At 46.2% G+C, this 20,846-nt stretch carries 14 protein-coding genes and 1 riboswitch; of the genes, 1 reads left to right on the top strand and 13 read right to left on the bottom strand.

Annotation, left to right across the window (positions count from 1 at the left end):
• Positions 1–2: 2 nt before the first annotated feature.
• From BP97_RS0101240 to BP97_RS0101225, 4 genes are read right to left on the bottom strand one after another with little or no spacing between them, the layout of a single operon-like run.
• On the bottom strand, positions 3–905 hold the full coding sequence (locus BP97_RS0101240) for a carbohydrate ABC transporter permease (RefSeq protein WP_028547485.1): 903 nt from the start codon (positions 903–905) through the stop codon (positions 3–5).
• Positions 905–1,813, bottom strand: a complete 909-nt coding sequence (locus BP97_RS0101235; protein ID WP_442952346.1) for a carbohydrate ABC transporter permease — start codon at positions 1,811–1,813, stop codon at positions 905–907. Before BP97_RS0101235 ends, BP97_RS0101240 begins: the two co-directional genes overlap by 1 nt.
• Before the next feature lie 58 nt (positions 1,814–1,871).
• The gene (locus BP97_RS0101230; protein ID WP_064745646.1) at positions 1,872–4,877 is read right to left on the bottom strand and encodes an extracellular solute-binding protein; all 3,006 of its coding nucleotides are present in this window, start codon (positions 4,875–4,877) and stop codon (positions 1,872–1,874) included.
• Between the two features lie 20 nt (positions 4,878–4,897).
• Complete coding sequence (locus BP97_RS0101225; protein WP_028547482.1) at positions 4,898–6,019, bottom strand: ABC transporter ATP-binding protein; 1,122 nt, start codon at positions 6,017–6,019, stop codon at positions 4,898–4,900.
• Between the two features lie 253 nt (positions 6,020–6,272).
• Here BP97_RS0101225 and BP97_RS34805 point away from each other — a divergent pair, with 253 nt between their 5' ends.
• Positions 6,273–8,210, top strand: a complete 1,938-nt coding sequence (locus BP97_RS34805; RefSeq protein WP_051620261.1) for an ABC transporter ATP-binding protein — start codon at positions 6,273–6,275, stop codon at positions 8,208–8,210.
• A gap of 61 nt (positions 8,211–8,271) precedes the next feature.
• Here the strand turns inward: BP97_RS34805 and BP97_RS0101215 are convergent, their stop codons facing one another.
• From BP97_RS0101215 to BP97_RS0101175, 9 genes are all read right to left on the bottom strand, one after another.
• On the bottom strand, positions 8,272–8,496 hold the full coding sequence (locus BP97_RS0101215; RefSeq protein WP_028547481.1) for a hypothetical protein: 225 nt from the start codon (positions 8,494–8,496) through the stop codon (positions 8,272–8,274).
• Positions 8,493–9,725, bottom strand: coding sequence for a Ger(x)C family spore germination protein (locus BP97_RS0101210; protein WP_028547480.1), 1,233 nt, complete (start codon positions 9,723–9,725; stop codon positions 8,493–8,495). Before BP97_RS0101210 ends, BP97_RS0101215 begins: the two co-directional genes overlap by 4 nt.
• A gap of 22 nt (positions 9,726–9,747) precedes the next feature.
• Complete coding sequence (locus BP97_RS0101205; protein ID WP_028547479.1) at positions 9,748–11,277, bottom strand: spore germination protein; 1,530 nt, start codon at positions 11,275–11,277, stop codon at positions 9,748–9,750.
• Positions 11,278–11,438: 161 nt separating this feature from the next.
• A complete protein-coding gene (locus tag BP97_RS0101200) occupies positions 11,439–13,256 on the bottom strand; it encodes a hypothetical protein (RefSeq protein ID WP_028547478.1) in 1,818 nt (605 codons plus the stop codon).
• Positions 13,257–13,283: 27 nt separating this feature from the next.
• Positions 13,284–14,600 carry an efflux RND transporter periplasmic adaptor subunit gene (locus BP97_RS34800; RefSeq protein WP_064745644.1) on the bottom strand — a complete coding sequence of 439 codons (1,317 nt, stop codon included), beginning with the start codon at positions 14,598–14,600 and terminating at the stop codon, positions 13,284–13,286.
• A 14-nt stretch (positions 14,601–14,614) separates the two neighbouring features.
• Positions 14,615–17,710: an efflux RND transporter permease subunit gene (locus BP97_RS0101190; RefSeq protein WP_028547477.1), complete on the bottom strand. Its 3,096-nt coding sequence runs from the start codon at positions 17,708–17,710 to the stop codon at positions 14,615–14,617.
• A 252-nt stretch (positions 17,711–17,962) separates the two neighbouring features.
• Entirely contained in the window at positions 17,963–19,072 is a 1,110-nt protein-coding gene (locus BP97_RS0101185; RefSeq protein WP_028547476.1) for a sensor histidine kinase, read from the bottom strand.
• Between the two features lie 125 nt (positions 19,073–19,197).
• Positions 19,198–19,647, bottom strand: coding sequence for a chemotaxis protein CheX (locus BP97_RS0101180; RefSeq protein WP_028547475.1), 450 nt, complete (start codon positions 19,645–19,647; stop codon positions 19,198–19,200).
• A gap of 97 nt (positions 19,648–19,744) precedes the next feature.
• Positions 19,745–19,830: riboswitch (cyclic di-GMP riboswitch) on the bottom strand.
• Positions 19,831–19,983: 153 nt separating this feature from the next.
• A complete protein-coding gene (locus BP97_RS0101175; RefSeq protein ID WP_036745304.1) occupies positions 19,984–20,838 on the bottom strand; it encodes a carbohydrate ABC transporter permease in 855 nt (284 codons plus the stop codon).
• Between the last annotated feature and the right edge of the window lie 8 nt (positions 20,839–20,846).

The raw sequence follows: 20,846 nt of genomic DNA, 5'->3' as shown, positions 1-20,846 counted from the left end.
TATTATTTGATCCCGGAATGAGCCATCGTTGCGATAACTTTACCTTGGAATATCAGGAAGATGATCAAGTTCGGTACGAACATAACCATAGCTGCAGCTGCCGCCGCACCTTGTCTTGCAACGTTGTTCGCCAAGTTATTGGTTAGAGTGGATAGGAAGAACGGGAAGTTCTTCATCTCATCATCCTGCATGAAGAGCGTGGATGTCTCCGTATTCCCCCAAGAGCTCTGGAACGTCAGAATGGCTACCGTCGCCACGGCAGGCATACAAATCGGAATAACAATTTTCAAGAAAATGTGAATCTCAGTAGCTCCGTCAATTCTGGCTGCTTCAAGAAGTTCATTCGGCAGCTGGTCGATAAACTGCTTGAGAAGGAAGACGCCAACCGGCATCGCCAAAATAGGCAGGATATGACCCCAGTAGGTATTCATAATCCCAAGATTACTGGCTACGAGATACCGCGGAATTTGCACGGCTTCCGGGGCAAACATCAGCGTTAAGATGATCGTTGCAAACACCGCTTTATGACCCGGAAACTTATGTTTCGATATTGGATAAGCACACAATGCGCTAACGATGGTAACACACACAACGGCTCCACCCGAAATGACAAGGCTGTTAAATAAATAACGAGTTACTGGAACCGTGGAGCTGGCTGCTACCAAGAACAGCTCGACAAAGTTCTGAAACGAAGGTTCTCGAACAAAAATATTCGGAGGATAGATAAACAGCTCCTGATATGGCTTCAACGCATGGTTAAAAATGTAGATAAGCGGAAGCAGCATGAATATTGAGAACACGATAAGCAAGAAGACGAGAACTTTTTGAAAAGCGTCCATGGAATGCAGCCTGGATTTCCTTTTCCATGGAACTACTTTCTTCCACCAAACGGCTGCGTTTTGCATTATTCATCCTCCTTGGAGCCGAACAATCCCCAGCAAAATTTATTCGACAAATACATCAGGACCAGCAAGAATACGGAAATCGCAGCGGCATAACCCATTTCAAATCGAATAAATCCATAGTCATCGATATGATTAATGATCAAATGTCCCGCATACTGCGGAGTCGGAGTTTGTCCCGACAGCTCCACACCGATCGCTCCGGCCTTAAAGGTCGACACGATAGCCATAACCGCACCGAACAACATTTGCGGCTTCATGGAAGGGATCGTAATGTACCAGATCTCCTGGAGCCTGCTGCTCATTCCATCAATACGACCGGCTTCATATAATTCCGGATTGACGTTCAGAATACCCGCCATCATGGCCAAAAACCCGACCCCCATACTCGACCACAGCGTAACTACGATCATGGAGTTCATTAGGTAAGCTTTATCCGTTACCCACAACAACGGTTCATCGATAAAACCGATTTGCAGTAAAATACTGTTCAAATAACCGAGACGGTCACCGGAAAGAAGCGGCAGCCATACGATCGACATTGCGATCCCCATCGTTAATGACGGGGTATACATCGCTAGTGCAAACCATTTACGCAATCCTGCAGGCAACTGTGTAATGAGCCATGCCAGCAAGAATGCGAGAATATAACCACCAGGACCTACGATAATAGCGAACTTAAACGTGTTCGGAAGAGCATATTTCAAGAACGTCAAGTCCTGAGAAATTAAGTTTTGAAAGTTCGTCCAGCCGATAAACCGCGGTGGTTCTATGGCATTAAAGTACGTAAAGCTTAATGCAATCGCCGCCAAAACCGGCACCACGATAAAGGCGAGAAAACACAACATAAATGGTGCAATAAACAAATAGGATAAACGGAACGCCCACATTTCGGATAGAAGAGTTTTCATCTTATCCGTCCATGTCAGCTTGACCGGAGCGGCCGCTTTCGTTGATAGGCTTGCTTGGTTACTTAACATACGGATTCACCCCATCCCAAGGCTTATCGACAACCGGAAGATCCATCGTTTTGATAACATTACCGTTTTCATCGATAAAACCGAATTCCTGCTGCTTACGCCTTAGCTCCCTGTTAATATCCAATACGGTTGTTTCGAGCGAGCTTCGGTAATTCATCCCGTCCACAACGGCCCGGTTCCATGCATTGTTAATTTCACGTCCTACGAAATATCCACCCGGTAGGTTCGGCATATCCTTATACCATTTCCATTGTTCCAGAATGACGTTAGCATCTTCTCTCTTCCAAGGAAGTTTGGAGAAAGCTTCGACGTTAGCCGTATTCCAGCGGAACGCAACTCCGTTAAAGGCTTCCAAATCAGAACCGTAACGTTCCTGAGTATCTGCGGATGCCCACCATTTCATAAATTGCCAAGCTTGATCTTTCTTGTTCGATTTATTGAATATAACACCTGATGTTTGACCGCCACCCGACCAACGGGAAATCGATCCATCCGGCTGCATAGTACCTGGAATTTGTGCGATACCCCATGATCCGTTCAACTCAGGCGCTGCTGCTGACAACTGAATGTACATATTGTAGTCTGCAAACCCGATCGGCATATCGCCTTTACGGAAATGCTGCAGGAAGCTGGTTACCGAACGGTCCATTGCATAGATGTTGAACAAATCCGTCCATTGCTTAAAGGCTTTAAAGCCTTCCGGTTTGTCCAGAGCCGTTTTGGCGCCATCTTTATCAAAGAAATCCGCTTTGTTCTGATAAATGAACGTCATGTATTCCGTAGGCGGCATATAGAAGTTCATGTAATTTTGCTGCAGCGTAGGCAGCATATCATATACATCGTTCCATGTATTCGGAATCGCAAGGCCTAGACGGCTTAGTATATCTTTCCGATAGTACAGCACATGGAAGGACTGCGTTTCCGGTACTGCGTAGTAGCCTTTATTATAGTAGAAAGGCAACCATGAACCCGGGCTGTAGTTTTTGTACAGATCCTTAAAATCCGGGAATTGAGAAATATCATAAATACTATTCCGAATTGCATAGTCAACCGGTAAATCCTGCGATAAGCCGAGCGCGATATCGGGTTGGATACCAGCCGCATTAGCCAATACTAACAGCTGTGCGTTAGGCAGAAGGTTAACTTTTACTTGAATGCCGGTTTCCGGTGTGAACGTCTCATCAGAAAGTTCCTGTAATTGAGTTACATAGTCACGACCGCGTTGCACCCAAACGTTCAGAACTTTATCGTCCATGTCGCTCAAGCGATTTTTCGTTTGGAAGGAGTAGAAAAAGTTAACAACCATACCTTTCATCTTCGTGATAAAGGAAGCTTCCATAGAAGGAAAACTCTTTTCTACAGGAGCAACATACACTTCATCGAACTGGAGCGGTTGTTGAACCAACGTTTCAATGAACTTGCTTACTTTTTCGTTCATTGTTGTAATCGTGTCTTTACGGTACGGAATATCATCGACTTTGCTCAGCAGCTCCTCAATATCTTTAATCGAGGTGTTCATGCTTTCACTGACATTGTCTTTACGACCGTTTACTTGCTGTACCTGCTCGGACAGCTTCTTTAGCAAATCAGATACTACGGTCAATCGCTTCGGCAGGTCCGGCATATCCTGAGCAATTTTCCATGTCCGGTTTTTGTCATCCTGACCACCTGTAAGCGATTTAAGATCTTGGTCGATTCCTTGAAGAATATCTGTGATTTCCTCAATCCCGATAATGATCGGTTTAAAAGGAGAATGAGTCACGGACATCGTCAATGTATGAGTCCCTTTTTCCAAATAAAACTCATACGGCTTGCCTTGATCATCAGACAAGGTAATTCCTTGCCAGCCTGTATCATAGGAGAATCGATATGCAAGCATTTCCTCAAAAGGAACCTTGCCGTCTATAGCGATACGTCTAAACGAAGCTTTTTGGGAAATGGTGTTTTGCAATGCGCGAACACCAAGCTTATACTTGCCCGATTCAGGAGCTTCAATTGTCCAAGTGATCTCCTGGTTCTGGTCGAACCACTTTTTCCCGCCAATGCTATTAAACGTAATCTTTCCTTTAGCCAAAGGTACCGATCTTTGATCCGTGTCCGATACCATCTGGATCGCCGAGTCATTCTTCGACTTCACATCTTCAGCCTGCAGCGTCACTACATCAGCTTGAGCCGGCTTGGATTGCGGATAGGCTGCGTTGACGTCTTTATACGTTTTTAGCTTGGTTTGCGGAACCAGCTTAATCGATTCAAGTGCTACGGGCTCAAAGCCTTGCAAGCGAATCGTGTGAGTGCCTTTGCTAAAATACCATTGAAGCGGTTCCGAGTAAGCGCCACCAGAATCTCTCAGCGGCTTCACAGACCAGTTCGAGATATCTTCGGACTTCGGACGAATGTCGTTGCCATCAATATCCTTTTTAATAGGACGAGCGTCCTTCCATTCGCGATATAAAGTAATGGAGGAAGCTTCACGGAACGGATGAGCACCATCCAGCTTTACATCCCAGTTGATTGGGCGACGAAGCGCTTTGCCTGTGAACGGACGGTAAGAAACATGCATCTCATACAATCCGTCGCTCGGTACATCAACCTGATATTCAACCCAGCTTTCTTTCGGGCTGTTCCAAATGAGTACATTGCTTTTTCCTTCATAACTGCCTACGGTTGCAACGGACTCATCCGATTTTTTGGATGTTTTGGCTGCACTAATCTCGATTGGAGCTGTGCCGTCTTTGATCCCTTTATCTTTCCAGCCCTTTAGTATGTTGGCATAATAAGGCTCAAATTCATTAGCCTTGACCGTTTGCCGTTGTTGTTGATTGGCTTGTTGTGCCGGCTTAGCCGCATCCGGTTTGGCAGGCGTGTCAGCCGCTTTTGCCGTTTGCTGAGATAGCATCGGAATCTCTGTGCACGTTAAACCTAAAGCCCCAATCAGCAGCACAGCAAGAAATCGATTACGAATGCGTTTCCATTTTACAGCTTGCAATTCAGTCACTCCTTTCCCATACGCCGTTATTAATCCATGATCCGTTCGCCGGTTTCGCCGAAGAAGAACAACGCTTTCGACATATCAACAGCAACCTGCACTTTATCTTCCTCGTCATAGTGATAACGCGGGTTCACCCTTACAATCAGCATGCGATCTTGTCCGATGTCCAAATGCAGGAAGCGGTCAGCACCCATCAATTCGCTCAGCTTGTGAATTCCTGGAATGATCGCATTTGGATAGGCTTGAAACACCATTTCTTCCAAGCTGATGTTCTCCGGTCTGATTCCCAGCGTAACCACCTTATTGACTTGCTTGTTCTTAATTAATGAATGCGCTTTACCTTCTGGGATTGCTAATGAGAAGCGCTGAGTATGGAATTCGAGCTTGCCTTGGGCATTCTCTGTAATACGACCGTCAACAAAGTTCATTGGAGGCGATCCGATAAAGCTGGCAACGAAAGTATTGCTCGGATTCGTATAAATAACCTCAGGCGTGTCTACCTGCTGAATGATTCCGTCTTTCATAACAACGATACGATCACCCATTGTCATAGCTTCAATCTGGTCATGCGTTACATAGATCATTGTTACGCCAAGTGTCTTATGAAGCTTAATAATTTCTGTTCTCATTTGAACGCGCAGCTTGGCATCCAAGTTCGAGAGCGGCTCATCCATCAAGAACACTTGCGGGTTACGAACGATAGCGCGTCCAAGAGCAACCCTTTGCCGTTGTCCCCCGGAGAGCTGTCTCGGCTTACGGGTTAAGTATTGCTCGATCTCAAGTACCCGTGCCGCACGTTTTACGGCGATATCAATTTCATGCTTAGGCAGCTTGCGCAGTCGAAGACCAAATGCGATATTTTCATAAACACTCATGTTCGGATACAAGGCGTAGTTCTGAAACACCATCGCAATATCCCGATCCTTTGGCGGCAAATCATTAACTAACGTATCACCGATGTAGATCTCGCCTTCGGAAATATCTTCCAAGCCAGCAATCATCCTCAGTGTCGTCGATTTCCCACAGCCTGACGGACCAACAAAGACCAAAAACTCCTTATCCTTGATTTCCAGATGGAAATCCTTTACGACCGGTTGTTTGTCCTTCCCATATCGCTTATAGAGATGATTGATAAGAATTCTCGCCATATTCCCGCCTCCACGTGCAAATTTACTTAATCTTAGAAACTATTGTAATGAATTTCGTGTGAAGATGGTGTGAATAATTGGTTAAGATAGGTTCTTTTTACCTCCCTATGGTTTCTTTATTAGTAGAAGAGAAAGGTCCGAAGCTGAGCAAAATAGTCCATGTTTATTGAGGCAATCATTCATTTTTATTTATGCGTGACTATGTTATTGTCTAACTTGTTGGAAATTTACAACAATTGCAGGGAGGAATTGCATGAATGCGTCCGCTCCAAACCCGGATCAGACAGAGGAAAAAAAGAAGCTTGTCCAGCGTTACTTAGTTTTCTTAAAGCCTTACCGACTAACTCTTTTGCTCATATTGATTTTGGGTATCTTTCAATTTGCTGTTCCGTTGATTGGTCCTTGGATGACCAAAATTTTAATTGACGATGTGCTGCCCAAGAAAGAAGGCTTCTGGACTTTAGGTAAAGCAGTCACCTTCTTGGCCATCGTGTATGCGTTTGGCATATGGATCAATTTTTTACGAAATACAATCACGTTTCGTCTTGGAAATCGGATGGTTTATGATATTCGCCATCAGCTTTACGAGCACATGCAAAAGCTGTCCCAGCGCTTCTACGACAACAGGCAAGTCGGCAGCATCGTCTCGCGAATCATGAACGATGTGAACGGCGCGCAAAATCTCGTCAACGGCGGAATCATCAATTTGATTATCGATATGTTTCTCGTTATCTTGGCCGGTTTCATGCTCTTCAAGATTCATTGGCAGCTCGCCTTATTATCGTTGTGGCTGCTGCCGCTATATTACTTGACCTTTACCAATCTCAATGTGCGTATACGGCTCTCCTGGCGATCCGTGCACAGACAGATGGAACGCATCAACGGCGTGCTTGTTGAAAAAATATCGGGCATGAAGGTCGTTCAATCGTTTAATCAGGAACAAACGGAAATGGAGCGGTTTGAGAAGCAAGCCAAAAACCATATCTCCCACTCGAACAAAGCACAGCTCTTAGGTAATTCTTTAGGCCGACTTAGCCAAACGTTTACTCAAACAGGCGGGATTATTATTTGGTTTACCGGGGGACTGCTTGTACTGAAAGGTCACCTGTCAATCGGTTCGCTTATTGCATTTCAGGCCTATTTGGGCCAGCTTTATGGGCCCATCCAGCGATTTGCTGAAGCCAATGTGACGATACAAAATTCAATGAGTAATATCGAGCGTATTTTTGAAGTATTTGACATTGAGCCGGAAATTACGGTGAAGGACAATCCTGTGCCTCTTAAGCATTGCAAAGGCAGCATCGTATTCGATAAGGTTTCTTTCACTTACGTTACTGAACGTCCCGATATGAAAAAAGAACCCGGCAAGACATTCGATCCGGACTTGGTCGATATGGCGGAGCCAGCCAAAAAGTTTTATATAATTCCACCGAAAACGAAGCTCGACCCGCCTCCGATGGTGACGGAGAAGCGTATCGCTTTGACTAATATCAGCTTTAATGTCCGGCCGGGCGATGTCGTCGCGCTTGTCGGACCAAGCGGTGCCGGAAAATCAACCTTGATCAACCTCATCCCGCGCTTCTACGATCCAGATGAAGGAACCGTGTATCTGGACGGCGTTGATCTAAAGGAATATGACTTATTCGATGTACGCAGGCAAATCGCTCTCGTCCTGCAGGATAATATGCTTTTCTCGGGAACTATCTTTGATAATATTGCATACGGGAATCCAAAGGCAGACAAAAAGCTCGTGATTCAAGCAGCGCGAGCGGCTAACGCCCACGGCTTCATTAGTGATATGGAGCTTGGCTATGATACCGTCGTTGGCGAGCGTGGTGTCCGATTGTCAGGGGGACAAAAACAGCGTATTGCTATCGCACGGGCGCTGCTCAAAAATCCGCGCATCCTGATCCTGGATGAAGCGACTTCTGCTTTGGACGCAGAATCCGAGGCGCTCGTAACCGAAGCATTGGAGCATTTAATGAAGGATCGTACGACCTTCATCATCGCTCATCGATTGGCGACCGTCGTACGGGCGGATCAAATTCTTGTTTTCGATCATGGAGAAATCGTCGAACACGGTACACACCAGGAGCTGCTCCAGCAAGGCGGGCTGTACCGCGAGCTGTACCAAAAACAATTAAAGGCGATGCGTCCCGACGAATTGAAAAATGTAAGCTTTGGAACATAGCACGAACGAAGAAAAGAAGGAACCTGCGGTTCCTTCTTTTTGTGATATCTATAAACTCTTACTATTCAAGCAGCTTGCCGAGAGGCTTGTACAAAGCGTCTACCCATTGGGTCGGCCCCTTCATATCCGGAAACACAACAAGCAGGATAGCCAATACCCAACCTATAGCGGCAATAACGACGAATGCCGTCTTCTCTTTCTTCGAGTGCTGCTTCATCTTAGGCCACTCATATAAAAACATCAGGATTACGATGACCGTAGCTGCCAGAATGATACCCCAGCTCATTTTTTGTTCACCTCATTTTTCTGACGATTGTTCCCAACTGTCGCCATTCCGGTACGAAGTATTTTGGCCGAAGCTTCTATGTTCACTTCCACCTTAGGGAAAATCTCGTCCCAGCGGTCCTTGACCTCGTGCCATTCCTTCGGGTATTTACGGCGAAACGCATCCGCAAAGTTAAAAATGTCGGCATTCAGCTGTTTTTGCGGGCGAACCAAAGCCGCCTTGATCCGCTGCTCTATATCTCCAGCAAGCTCCTTCTCCAGCATTTTGGTCATTTTGGGGTTGCTTAGATCCAGCTGCGTTGTATTTTGTATAACGTCATCCTCCGTTTTAATCTTCACCGTCACGCTCCACTTATCACCCTCGATCTTTGGAATTAGGTAGGTGTCGCTACGAAGCAGCTTCATAGATACATGCCCCTTGGATTCCTTCGGTTCTATCGTCACGATGGACGATTCGACCTCGTTTCGAAGCCATAGAAGTCCACGGGTCAGTTTGTCACTGAGCTTCCCCACCATCTTATCTCCTTTAATAATGGCGGTTCCATTTATATACCCAACCGATTGGATAGGACTCTGATTGCGTTCAGGAGGAAGAATTTCGACCCATGGTAAAGCGGCCGCTCCTGCGTTACTGTTGAGCATTTCGGCAAAATCCTTCACCGTCACCTTCATTCCCGTTTGAAGCTTAGCCATCTCTCGCAGCACCTCCGCCGAGCTTCTTTCTATGGGAGGAAGCAATTGCAATACGTTTTTGGCTTCTCCTTTGCTGACGAATACATCCGCCCGCTCCCGCGGACCCGACTCTCTCATCATAAAGTCAATATGATCTCTAAAGCCTTCTCTCGCCAGTTGTTCCCCAAAGATGAATATTTCACAGTGCCCCCAAAAAATGCGGCGAGGAAACTCCTCCTGCAGCTTGGCCATCGCATCTGCCAATGTAACCCCTTCGGCCGACCGGACTAAGGTTTGCGCTGTGGCGCCGCTTGTTCCTTTACCTGATTCTCCAGATTCGTTCCCGCCGCCTCCTCCGCCTGAAGGCTTAGGGACAAACACTTCTACGGAAAGCGATATTTTATCATCCTTTTTATCTAAACCTGCTGCCATGATCAGCGTTAAATCGTTAACCTCGACTCGATCCCAGCAGCCGGACTGGAGAAGGACCACTAAACAGCAGTTTATTGCGATAATACAGCGAAGAAGAATGCCCAATGGTATCCGTCCCTTTCTCATCTGCTAATCCACTTGAAACGCATTAGGACTCTGGGGGCTTCGGTTTCATGTCCGGAGACTGTCTTTTCTCGTTATAAAATTCATTAAAATGCGGCCGCGTCGCTCTAGACCAGATAGGAGTTCTAAGGAATACGTCTTTGAACGCACGTTGTTTCATTGGTGCGATAGGAGACAAATACGGGACACCAAACGAACGCAGCGTACACAAATGAATAACTATCATAATAATTCCCAGCATCAAGCCGAGCAGCCCAAGGAAGCCAGCGAGAAACATAAGCGGAAAACGAAGCAGCCTGACCGTAATCCCTAGTGTATATCTTGGAAAGGTAAAGGAAGCTACCCCTGTAAAAGCAACCACCATAACCATTGGGGATGAGACAAGTCCTGCCGATATAGCCGCCTGACCAATAACCAACGCCCCCACGATACTTACTGCAGCGCCGACCTGCTTAGGAAGACGCAGCCCCGCTTCGCGTAGTGCTTCAAAGGTTACTTCCATCAATAGCGCTTCAATGAGCGCCGGAAACGGAATTTCCTCACGTGATTTGGCAACACTGAGGAGAAGCGTCGTAGGAATCATCTCCTGATGATACGTCAGGATGGCGACATATGCCGATGGTATCGTAAGCGCGACTAAAAAATAAAGATATCGAAGCCAGCGTATCATCGATCCAGCCCAATAGGTATGGTAGTAATCCTCAGGAGATTGAAGCAAGGAAAACATAGTGACGGGTGCCACCAGAACAAACGGGGAGCCGTCGATAATAATCCCCACCCGTCCTTCCAATAAATTAGCGCTTACCACATCCGGACGTTCAGTGGAAAGCATGGTCGGGAATGGTGTATACGGATTATCGTTAATCAGCTCTTCGATGTAGGCGCTATCTAATATTCCATCAATATCGATTCGCTGCAAGCGGTGACAGATTTCATCGATTAAGGCTGGATCAGCAATCCCTTTAATATAGGTCACCATCACTTCCGTCCGGGTGTAACGTCCGATGGTGAGAGATTTCATCTTTAGGGAGGGACTCCGAATGATCCTCCGAAGCATGGAGGTGTTCACACCCATCGTTTCCGTAAAACCGAGACGCGGACCTCTCACGACCGATTCGGCTATAGGCTCTTCGATAGAGCGTTTTTCCCACTTGGCTAACCCTAATGAAAATGCACTGTTAATGCGATCAATGAAAACGACGGCATTTCCCCTCGATATTTGATCAACTGCATCATTGTAATTGGTAACCTCTTGGGAATCAGATACACGTATTCGACTCTTTAATTCCGATATCGTTAACTCGGAAGGCATCGCTTGCAATAATGGAGTCAGAACCTGCTGATCTATAAGCTCGGTATCCGACATATCATCTATGTAAACTAAGAAAGCATCCGTGGCTCCCCCGATTTTGAATGGATGAAATATAATGTCCGTGCAGTCTTCATATAGAAAGGTAATTACATCGATATTGGCAGCTAAATCCGGCGATATAAGGCGCTGCTCCTGATTCGGAGTGTCAGCAGGTGGCTGTCTGCGCCTGCCCGATTTGAGCATTTTCCTGGATAGCATTTTAAACAGGTCCACTGAGCATCCTCTTTCATTATTTTTTATCCATTTTCGCCTAAATTGCCCCTTTTTAACCTTTCCCTGCTTCCTTTATTAATGAAAAAAAGACCATTGAACAGTAACTGTCCAATAGTCTTGTATGATTTGTATTATGGCGTTTGCGTCAATGTTTTAACCAACCGAGTTGATTCTCCATTTGGCGTATCAATAGATTCATAAACTTTAACAGTTAACGGATAGCTGAATTGATCCGTCTTAATATTGTTTAATTGAATCGTCTGTTCGCCGCTGACCAGTTTATTTTCACCTGTTAATGGCGCAGATTGCGATCCGAGGATACGCCCGGCGCTATCAACGATTTCAAACTTCATTTTGGAGAAGTTCTGATCGACGACCACATCCTCCAGATGTTCGATAGTGAGCCACAACTTCAGATTATAAGAATACGAGAGGCCCTGACCATTAGCTCCAGGATTGGTGTATGCCGAAATCGTCCAGTCGTCCAGCTTCACATTAAATGGATACAATGACATCACGGAATCATCTGCATCCTTCTGTACCGGTGCACTGAAATTAGCTATCGTACTGCTGTACGGTGCTGCCGTCTGATTATCCAGAAGCTTCATAACGAGATTCTCCCCATTCTCGGAAGCCGGAATCATAAAGGAATAGCTGACTACATAACCAAGATTCGGCATGATTTCAGCTGCCGTTGTTGTCTGCCTTGTCCCTGAGTAGCTCGCTCCGTCGCCACCGACAAGCTGTGCCTGGAATGCCGGAAAAGCTACCGTCATATCGCTCTTATTCGAAACCTTGAATTTGGCGATAACGGATTTAAAGCCTTCTCCATCATTGTCATGCAAATGCAGCTCGACCAAGGAAACCTCCGTCTTGGCATCAACGAGATGATTCAAAGGATCGAATGCGATAGGTGTTCCTATCGTATAACCAGCCGCGTTATTTATCTCAGCAGGAGTAGGTGCTGCGATAACCAGACGGCCTACATCAAAGCCAGACCCTGTCGCAGAGCTCGTTACTGCACCCGCGGCTGCACCTGCATTCGCTCCTGTCCCTGCACCCGCTCCAGCAGTACTTGTCCCTTGTCCAGCTTGACCACCCGCAGAAACGAAGCCCTCTGTGGTCATCAGCATCAAGCCGATCAGATTGATGTCCTTATCCGATGTTACGGCGAAATGCACATATTTCTTCTCACCGGGTGCCAGTGTAACAGGCTCCTGCTCGACTTTTTTTCCGGTGTACAGCTTATCCGGCGTCTTGCCGTCCATACGGAAATTCGAAACTGTTTCGTTGCCTGTACCCGGATTTTCAGCCATCATCGTAACCAAATAGGAAAAGCCGTTCGCATCGTTTTGCTTGGTTAATTCTACCGGTGTGTAGCGAATCGGAGAGCTTGAACCCGGAATTTGAAACGGCTGTCCCCAAGCCATATTGGCGTAAGGATCTGTCAGCTGCCCCTTCGTTCCATACCAGACATTCAAATTTACTGGGACCGACAGCAATACCTTTTCCGTCTTAGGATAGGTATATTCGTCTACTTCAACAAAGGAGAGGTCGGTGATTTCTATATCATCAGGACGGTCCACAGTTACCATGTAGGACAGCTCCGTGCTTTCCTTGGCCATAATCGATTTCATGTTGGATGCGCTAGGCTGCAGCTTGTATTCGATTCCTTCCTTCGTCTTCACACGAATTTCATAATCAGGGACACGTAGCATACTATTCCCGTTATTCGTCAATCCGACAACTGCGCCGATTTGAAAGCCACCCGTCGTTCGATTGACGGCAACACGCTTCACAGATGCGGCTATCGTCTCATTCAATGCATAAGAGAGGGTGCTTATCGAAGCACCCGGCACCGCATCGTCGGCCATCACAGGAATAGCTGTGGCTACAATCGATATCGACAGCACAGCCGCTGCCATAGCCTTTTTCCAGTTTGTCTTCATTATAAGAAAAACCTCCTTCTACACTCCTTAAGGAGTCGTTGTTTTATCCGGTTCCTTCGCCGTTTCCTTTTTCATATCTTTTGTCTGTTCTTTAACGGCTGTAACCTTCTGACCGTCTTTGAGCTGATGCTGTCCGGAAACAATCAGTTCATCGCCGACCTTCACACCTTCTAGAACTTCTTGATACGTATCGTTAATTCGCCCAAGCTTCACTGGTTTTTTTACAGCCTGATCTCCATTTAGCAAGAAGACGAACGCATCACTACCCTCACGAACAATACTAAGGCTTGGAACTGCAACAACCCGCTGCTCTTCCTGACTGGTTAGCTGAACCTGGACCCGGGTACCTGGCTTGAGATATCCGTCCGAGTTGGCCACCTCCAGCTCCAAAGGAAACGACTTCGTCTGAGAGTTCATCACATCAGCCAAATAAGTGACGCGGCCCTTCATGATCCGGGTAGGATTATCAGCGCTGTAGAAGCTAAGCTCCTGCTTGCCTCTCGCCAGTTGAGCCGCGGACTCGCTTAGCTCTGCTTTGATTTTAATCGGATCAATCTGCTGTACCTGTCCGGCTTTGCTGCCCCGAGCTAAGGTTTGGCCCACTTCTATGCTTAGATCCGTCAGCACTCCGGTAATAGGAGACTTCACTTCGTAATTCTCCATCGTATTATTAATGTCTTGAACACCGATTCTAGCGGAATCAACTTGCGATTGCGCGCTGGCTAACCCGTTCGTTTTATCCATGGCATCCAGCTTATTCTGCAGGTTCTGAAGGTCCAGCTGGGCACTATTCACCTGCATTTCGCTTTGTTCCAGCTGACGCTTCGTAACAAGCCCGGCATCAAAATCGTTATGCATTTTATTGTAATCCTTCGTTACATTATCCAACTGCTGCTGTGACTTCACTATGGAGTTTTGGAGCTCGGTTCTACTGTTGTTTAAATCCTCTGTTGTTTTTTGAAGAGCATCCTCTGCGCTTTTCAGAGCCACCTCGCTTTTTTGCTGTTGAAGTACGGCATCCTTCGTGTCCAGCTTTAAGATCACCTCCCCTTGTTGAACCACATCTCCGCGTTTTTTTAACATTTGCAGCACCTGACCATCAACCTTTGGACTAATATCGACTTGGGAAGCCGCTACGACATCCGCTACCTGCTCTTTGGGATCTCCCATGCTTTGCTTGCCAACGGATGCCACCTTCACGGTCTTGTTATCCGATTGGGCTGATGCCATCGGGTCTGTCGTCTTGGGTGATGCGCAGCCTGCAGCCAACGCCGCGACGACAAGGAGCGTTCCTGCCGTCATCGACAACTGCCGGTACTGGCGTTTCCTTTTACGCTGATTCATCCTATCCTCTCCCCTTACATTTCCATTGTTTGATCCGGTTTTTGTTTACGGTGGAACCATTGTCCGACTTTGTTTTTAATAGCTTCAATCAGCTCATACACGACTGGCACGACAACCAACGTCAATATCGTGGAAGTTGTTAGACCGCCTATAACTACGACAGCCAACCCTTTGGAAATCAAGGTTCCTTTGGTTAATCCAAGCGCCAGCGGCACCAATGCAACAACCGTCGCACCTGCGGTCATAATAATCGGTCTTAACCGCACCATTCCCGCTTCGACTAGAGCATGACGAACCGTATATCCTTCGTGTCTTAACTGCTGTGCCCGGTCGATAAGCACAATCGCGTTGGTAACAACAATACCGATAAGCATCATAAAGCCGATCAAAGATGTAATATTCAACGACTCTCCCGTTAACAATAAAGCTATTAATCCGCCGATAGCGGCGAAAGGAAGGGAGAACAGGATTGCAAAAGGCGCACCCGCGTTACCAAAAGCCAATACCATGACCAGATACACGATACAAATTGCAGCTCCCATTGCAACGAACAACTGCGAGAAGCTTTCCTGAATGTCGGCCGTGACCCCTTTCACCTCGCGGGAAACTCCGTCAGGGAGGTCAGTTGCATTCAACGCGGCAGAAACCTTGTTGCTCACACCGGATTTGTTCACATCGTTGATTTTGGCGGTAATCGTAACAACCTGCACCCGACTATCGCGCTGCAAAGAAGCAGGTGATTGTTTTTCATTGATTTTTGCTACTTCATTCAAATAAACCGTATTTCCGTTAGATGCTTTCAATGGAATTTTTCCGATTTTATCAAGCGAATTTTTGTCTTCTTTAGCAAGCTCTACCGTCGTTTTGTACAGCAGATTGTCAAAATGAAGATCGCCCAGCTGTTCCTTTTGGATCCAGCTTCGTGCCGTATCTCGTATCGTCGATGCGCTCAAGCCGAATGAACGGGCCTTTTGTTGATCGACATTGATTTCGACTTCTGTCTTCGAGTCACTCAGGCTGTCTTCCACTTCGTCTAGCTCAGGAAACTCCTTCATTTTCTCTTTTACGATTGCGGCAGCATCCTCAAGCTGCTTTTGATCGTCGCCTTTCAGCGAGTAGGAGAAGTCGGTGGAAGAAACACCCCCGCCTCCGCCTGCCAATGTCTTAGGAGTAACCTCAGATCCGTTTGGCAGCTCGTTCAAAATCAACGTTTTATATTGATCCTTCACCTTGTCTGGATCGGCTTTCTCATTAACCTCGGTGTATACTTCAGACTCGTAGGCTACCTGATCTGTTTTGCCTCCGTAGCCGACCAAAGATTCCACATAGGTGAAGAGCGGTTCACCAGAGCTATCCTTGGCGTCTCGCAGCATCGCCTCAATCTGCTTCGTCTGCTGGTCGTTGCTTTCAAAGGAAGTCTCGTAAGGCAGCTTGATTTGAAAATACATTTGGCGTTCGGCCTGGCTGCTCGGCATGAAGCTGACCGCCAGGTTCGGCACTACTGTTGCCAGCGTGACGACGAGCAAAACACCGGAAATCACAAGCGTTTTAATACGGTGAGTAAGGCTCCATTTCAGCACTTTTTCATAAAAAGCTTGAACCGGTCCACGTTTGTTTTCATCGTGATGCTTGATCTTCCCGCCGCGAAGCACCAGCAGCTTAGCCATCATCGGGATGACCGTCAATGCTACCAGAAGGGATGCAAGAAGTGCACAGGCTAGCGTAATAGCGAACGGTCTAAAAAATTCACCCGCGATTCCGCTCACCATCCCGATTGGGGCAAATACCCCTACCGTCGCCAACGTTGACGAAGTGATAGCCATGGACACCTGCTTCGTAGCCAGCTTAATGACTGATTCATTGCGCTCTTGCGCTTTTTGCAGAGCTGCGTAAATATTCTCAATGACGACAATACTATCGTCGACGACACGCCCTACTGCTATGAACATGCCCCCTAGCGTCATGATGTTAAGCGATATGTTTAGCTGGGACATCATGAGCAGCGTGATCAATATCGATAATGGGATCGATACTAAAACTATCAGTGTCATACGCACATTGCGCAGGAACAGCAATATCATCAACGAGGCGAGCAGCGCCCCGGATATGCCTTCCTTCAGCATGCCGGTAACGGATTCTTTAACTTCATCCGCGCTGTTATAAACCGCTTTGAAAGTGACACCCGGCATCGATTGCTGCCATTGCTCGATCAGCTTGTCCGTATCGTTGGAAAAATCAACGGCATTCGCGCTCTTCGTTTTGTATAGGTGAACGCCGATTGCTGGCTTACCATCAAGACGAGCGTTAAAGGTAGAATCCGTTACCGCCTTGATTTTAGCTATTTCCTTCAACATGATCGTACTGCCGCTTCCTGTAGTCAGTTCCATTTGCTCCAAATTGTAAAGACTATCGAGGTCTCCAGTAACTCGTGCCATCTTGGTATTACCATCAAACTCGACGGAGCCGATAGGCCCGTTGGATAACGCGTTGCGAAGTGAACCTGTAACTTGCGCTGGAGTCAATCCGTAGCTGTTCAACGCATCGGCGTCCAGCTGTATATCCATAGTCGTTTCTCTCGAACCGATGGAGTCTAGATGGTCAATACCCGGCATGGATTCAAAGCCAGGCTTGATTGTATCCTCATAGAGCTGATCCAGCTCGGTCTGACTCATCCCATTATCCGCATAGATGGCTAAATAATAAGCTGGAATCGAAGCAAAGCCGAAGGTAGATACCTTAGGTCTATCTGCTGTTGCCGGCAGCTTCACTTCCTGCACAAGACTTTCTAAATCCTGTTTCTTTTTGTCTGTGTCTACATTTTGTTTAAATTGGACGATGATGGTGGATACGTTATCGCTTGAAGTGGACGTTAACGAATCGATATCTTCGATATTGGCCACCTTATCCTCTATAGGCTTCGTGACCTCCTCCATCACGTCCTTGGGCGGACCTTGATAGGTGGTGGAAATTAATACTACCGGAAATGATACATCCGGCATGTTCTCCACTTTTAATGTAGATGCTGAGTACAAGCCTCCGCCCATCAATATAGCTATAATGATGAACACCGCAGCTACATTTTTCATGGAGAAGCTGGTCAGTTTGTTCATTTGGTTCCCTCCTAAGAGTTTTGCGGAGCAAAACTTACTTCGTAAGCCATTCACGTAAGGCCAAGCGTGGTCCGCCGAGCTTCATGTGCTTTACTTCGATATAAAGTACACCACGAATATGAACGGAGCATGAACAAACCTGCGTCGCTATCGTTTCACGAGATAGTAAGTTATTGAAATAGATCCAGAAACAAACAAAAAAAACCGCAAGCGGATTCGCCTGCAGTTCGTTTTTATCTTTTTTATACTGGGTTATGATGCTGATTTTGGAAACGATAGCATAAATACGGTTTCCTCTTCCGTGCTTTTAAACGAAATGTCACCATCATTTTTGGACATGATTTGCTTGCAAATGGTTAGACCAAGACCTGTGCCGTTCGTTTTATTCGTGACAAATGGAGTGAACAGAGATTTGGCCAGCTCAGTTGGAATCTCCGGCCCGTTATTCGTGATATGAATATAGGCTTTAAGATGATCCTCAAAAGCAGTGATGTTTATTTTTTTATCATATTTTGCATCGGACAAGGCATCAATTCCATTGTTAATCAAGTTGTTCAACACTTGCTGAATAGCTAATTTTTGGACGCGCAGCATCATGTTATCCAGGATGTTTACATTCAAATGCACGTTTTCGTTAATAAGACGAGGACGCAGCAATGACAAATTGTAATCGAGTATCTGCTTAACCGAGATTGGAGCCATTTCTTCTTCAACCATAGGCCGTTTTGAAAAGCTTAAAAAGCCCGTAACCTGCATATGCATATTGTTGCATTCGGCCTCTATAAACTCCAAATAAGCATCCGTCTTCTCAACGGGCAGCGTTCGGATATTCGAACGAAGCAGTTGCACAAACCCTTTGATAGAGGTCAACGGATTGCGGATCTCATGAGCCATGCTCGCCGCCATTTTCCCGATTAAATTCATTCGGTCGTCGTGAAGCTCATGTATCGCCATATCTTTTTCCTTAATGGAAGCTACTGTGGTCTGCCAGTAGGATTCGGTTAGAACCGCCTCGAATTCGTCAATCCGCAGGCAGATCGCCTGAAACAGCTTTATCGATAACGAATCACCGCACACTTCCACCAACGAACGCCGCCACATGTGGGAGCATTGAATAATATCAATGATTTGAAGCTGTAATTCCTCGAACCGTTGGCACCATTCGGGAACTTTTTGCAGAATTGGATGACTGTCGGTCTCGATATGAAGATCGGTAAGATAATCAAAATAGATGTCACCTTTACGCGTCATATTGGATAGATTATAGTTGCGCGTAAGCCGTTCTGACATCAGTTGCTGCCACCGTTCGATAACCAATGGCTTCTTGTCCCGTAAAAGCTTCAACAAAGGCTCTGCATCCATTTAAGAAAACCCGCCTATATGTAGGAATGTGATATTATATAACATATCATAAAGCAAACCGAACTCCAATGCTCTAAACTATAGGATTTTATATACATTTTGTCTCATAGTGATAATATAAGAAATTAAGCTGAAATGTAAATATTGAATTCTCCGATAGTGTCTAAGCTAAGCGGAATGCTGAACACTTCTCCTCCCCACTGATGAGCCGATCCATTGACGAGACTTGGCGGGGTAATATCCACTTCAATCCCCTGCTGATACAGCATCGTACTCGCATTACCGCTGATCATATTGCCTAATTCCCCAACCGCACTCTGGCAAAGTTCATCAAAATGTGTTACAGGGAAGCCTCCCATCATTCCCGATACCATTCTTAGAGCTACCGTTTCGGGAAATCCGAAAATGATATCTTTTTGCAATTGACCCAAGATGCCGATTTTAAGCCAGATGTAATCCTCCGTGTATTGAATCGTTCTCATGCTCAGCTGCCCTACGATCGGTTTAATTTGGATCAACGTTTCAATAACATGAAGGGATGAAGTTAAGAACGGGTTCACGAAGTTTGCTTGCACACGATACAGCCCCTTTTCGAGTTAAAATGTAAAATATGAAAAAAACTGCCCGAAATTGGGCAGTCTTGTTATTAAGAAAAGAACAGAAGCGCCATTTTTCGGTAACCCAGCCGCCATAAGATCTGCTCCTTTAGGCCTGTGGCTTTGCGTCCTTGCCTTTCGGCAAGTTTGCCATTATCGATTTGTCTGGTGGTTATTATTGTAAAAACTAAATCCATTGTAGCATACTAGCTGTTAAAATAGTACTGGTTTTCCCATATGACTTCTAGGACTCCATGACTTTATTACCACATCCTGCGAAAGTAAATAAACTTTCTTCTTCCGGAGGGTTATGGGTTATTTCAGTCCCGTTAAAGCAATGCCGCGAATGATCTGTTTCTGAAATATTAAAAATACAATGATCAGCGGCAACACGGATAAGGTAGCAGCCGTCATAATCATCGCCCAGCCACTAATGTCTTTTTGTTCACTCGAAAAGAAAGCAATGCCTACAGGGATGGTCAATTGCTCAGGGGATTGCGTTACGATTAATGGCCAAATGAAAGCATTCCAGCTGGATAAGAAGGTCAGAATACATAGTGTAGCTAACGCCGGACGAACCAGCGGGACAGCAATGCGAAACATAATATTCCACTCGTTCATCCCATCGATCCTCGCTGCATCCAGCAGATCTTGAGGCACCTGTTCCATGAACTGCTTCATCAGGAAAATTCCGAACGCCGACATTAAACCTGGAAACAATATACCGATGTAAGTGTCTACCCACTCTAGTTTGACTGAGGCGATATACCAAGGAATGATCAGCATTTCTGTTGGGACCATCATCGTGCTCAGGATTGCGATAAAAATCAGCTGTTTCCCGTGGAACGAAAATTGGGCCAAAATATAGCCTGCCACCGTATCGAACAATGCCACACTAATTGTGGTGATGCATGCTACAATAAAACTGTTGGTCACCCAGCCAATGAACGGCGTCCTCTCAAATAATGCTGCGTAATGGCTAATCGTAGCCGCCTTGGGAATAAGCTGTAAAGAGAACACATCCTGCGGCAGCTTGAAGGAGGTGACGACCATCCATACGAAAGGAAATACCATTCCGATGGCCCCCACTCCAAGTACCGTATAAAGCAAAACTGATATAATATGACGCCTTCGAAGCCTGCTGCAGGATGCTGCTGCGGTTACGCTCACTAGTCCCA

The sequence above is a fragment of the Paenibacillus sp. UNC451MF genome (genome assembly GCF_000686845.1).
In the GTDB taxonomy this organism is placed as follows: Bacteria; Bacillota; Bacilli; order Paenibacillales; family NBRC-103111; genus Paenibacillus_S.
Note: the sequence above shows the minus strand (reverse complement) of the source record. Positions and strands in the feature narration are given on the sequence as shown.